Source organism: Gemmatimonas sp., assembly GCF_041689975.1.
In the GTDB taxonomy this organism is placed as follows: Bacteria; Gemmatimonadota; Gemmatimonadetes; order Gemmatimonadales; family Gemmatimonadaceae; genus Gemmatimonas.
In genome coordinates, this window is the sequence record NZ_JBDNFF010000417.1 from 1 (window position 1) to 1,818 (window position 1,818).

Sequence of the window (1,818 nt, forward strand, 5' to 3'; positions counted from 1 at the left end):
GCCGAAGGCGCTCGGTGCTTCGATATCCGGCACGTAGTGCTCGCCGAGCAGATCGAGCTTCGTGAACACCACGCAATACGGCTTGGCGGCGAGCTCGGTGGAGTACGAGGAAATCTCGTGTCGCAACTGATCGAGCTCCGCCTGCCAGTCTTCCGCATCGATGGGGATCATGAAGGCGAGCATGCGGGTGCGCTCGATGTGTCGCAGGAAGCGCAGTCCGAGTCCCTTGCCTTCCGACGCGCCTTCGATGATGCCGGGAATGTCGGCCACCACGAAGGAGCGATGGTCACTGAGTGGCACGACGCCGAGGTTCGGCGACAAGGTGGTGAACGGATAGTCTGCGATTTTGGGGCGAGCCGCCGAAATCACCGAGAGGAGGGTGCTCTTGCCTGCGTTCGGCTGGCCGACGAGACCGATATCGGCGATCAGCTTGAGCTCGAGTTCGAGCGTCCGGGCATGTCCTTCTTCGCCCGGCTGCCATTCGCGCGGCGACTGGTGCGTGGGGGTGACGAAGAACGAATTCCCCTTACCGCCACGACCTCCTTTCGACACGAGAATCGTGTGTCCATCCTCCATGACTTCGCCCAGAAACTCCTGCGTTTCGGCGTCGCGCACGACGGTACCGGGAGGGACGGGCAGCACGATATCCTCGCCCGAGCGCCCGGTCCGATTCGATCCTTCGCCGTGTTGACCGCGTTCGGCCTTCCAGGCATCGCGGTACGTGTAGTCCAGCAGCGTGGTCAGGTTGCGGTCGCCGCGCACGATAACGTCGCCGCCCCGTCCGCCGTCGCCACCATCAGGGCCGCCCATCGGCGCGAACTTCTCGCGACGGAACGACGTCTGTCCCGATCCACCAGTTCCTGCTTCGACCTTCACGAGTACGCGATCTACGAACATGAATCACTTCCGAAACGAGAGAGGCAGCCGGCCACCAAGGCGCCGCCAGAAACCTGCGATTGCACTGCGTGCTGATCGTCCTGCCGAATAACGGTGTTGCCGTCTTACTTGCCCTGCACCCGCGCCCACAAGCCGAGGTAGCGACGCATGTCGTCGGCGCCGATCAGCGGCGCAACCACCTGCAGCGCGGCCGAAACCACGGCCACGGCCGCCCCGGCATTCACGGCGCCGTGCAGATGCGAATGCAGCTGCCGATCCTGTCGCGCGATGGCGCACGCGGCGACCACACACAACTCCCGACGCGCCAGATCGAGCAACGGCCGACCGAGCACCTTGCCGTATCCTTCCGTGATCATCCACCGATCGAGCGCCGGATGCAATCCACGGATGTTCACGCGCAACCGATCGTAGTACTCGCCATACACCGTGGCGCACGTCGCCTCGCCACGCGCAGAAAAGTCCGTCACTGCCCCCTCGTCATCATCCGACGGTGTCGGCGCACTGCGACCGGAGATGCGACGCCAATCCCTGGCCGCATTGAGCGCCCGCGGAAATCCGGCAAACAAGTACGTCTGCAGTATGACTTCTTCAACCCAGATCGGATTGACGACGCCGAGCACCGCCGAAAGCCCCCCGCGCACCTCCGCCTCGCTCCCACCCGCAAGCAACGCCGCCAAACGCACAAGAGTAGCCGTCTCCCCATCAAGTGCATCGAGTGTAACAGGCATGCGGCCGCGCCGCGTCATCGAATCAACGCCACTAGGCCCGCCCGTACGCGCCGAGCGGCGCCGTACTCACGAACACTTCGCCGACCTGTTCTCCTCGCGTATTTCGAACCACCCGCACCGCAACTTCACGCAAACTCTCGGGCAACGGCGACGGCAACCCGTCGTACTCGGCCAACATCGCCAGCACCGCCAC

At 64.2% G+C, this 1,818-nt stretch carries 2 protein-coding genes; both read right to left on the bottom strand.

The annotated features are described in order from the left end of the window. Positions 1-897, bottom strand: an 897-nt coding sequence (gene obgE, locus ACESNG_RS23470; RefSeq protein ID WP_373071139.1) for a GTPase ObgE, incomplete at its 3' end; no start/stop codon positions are given. A gap of 104 nt (positions 898-1,001) precedes the next feature. Continuing rightward, positions 1,002-1,625, bottom strand: a complete 624-nt coding sequence (locus ACESNG_RS23475) for a carboxymuconolactone decarboxylase family protein (protein ID WP_373058387.1) — start codon at positions 1,623-1,625, stop codon at positions 1,002-1,004. Positions 1,626-1,818 lie beyond the last annotated feature (193 nt).

What these genes read in the sequence shown, in the direction of transcription:
- ACESNG_RS23475 (WP_373058387.1), bottom strand. Translation starts at nt 1,625, where the DNA reads ATGCCTGTTACACTCGATGCACTTGATGGGGAGACGGCTACTCTTGTG.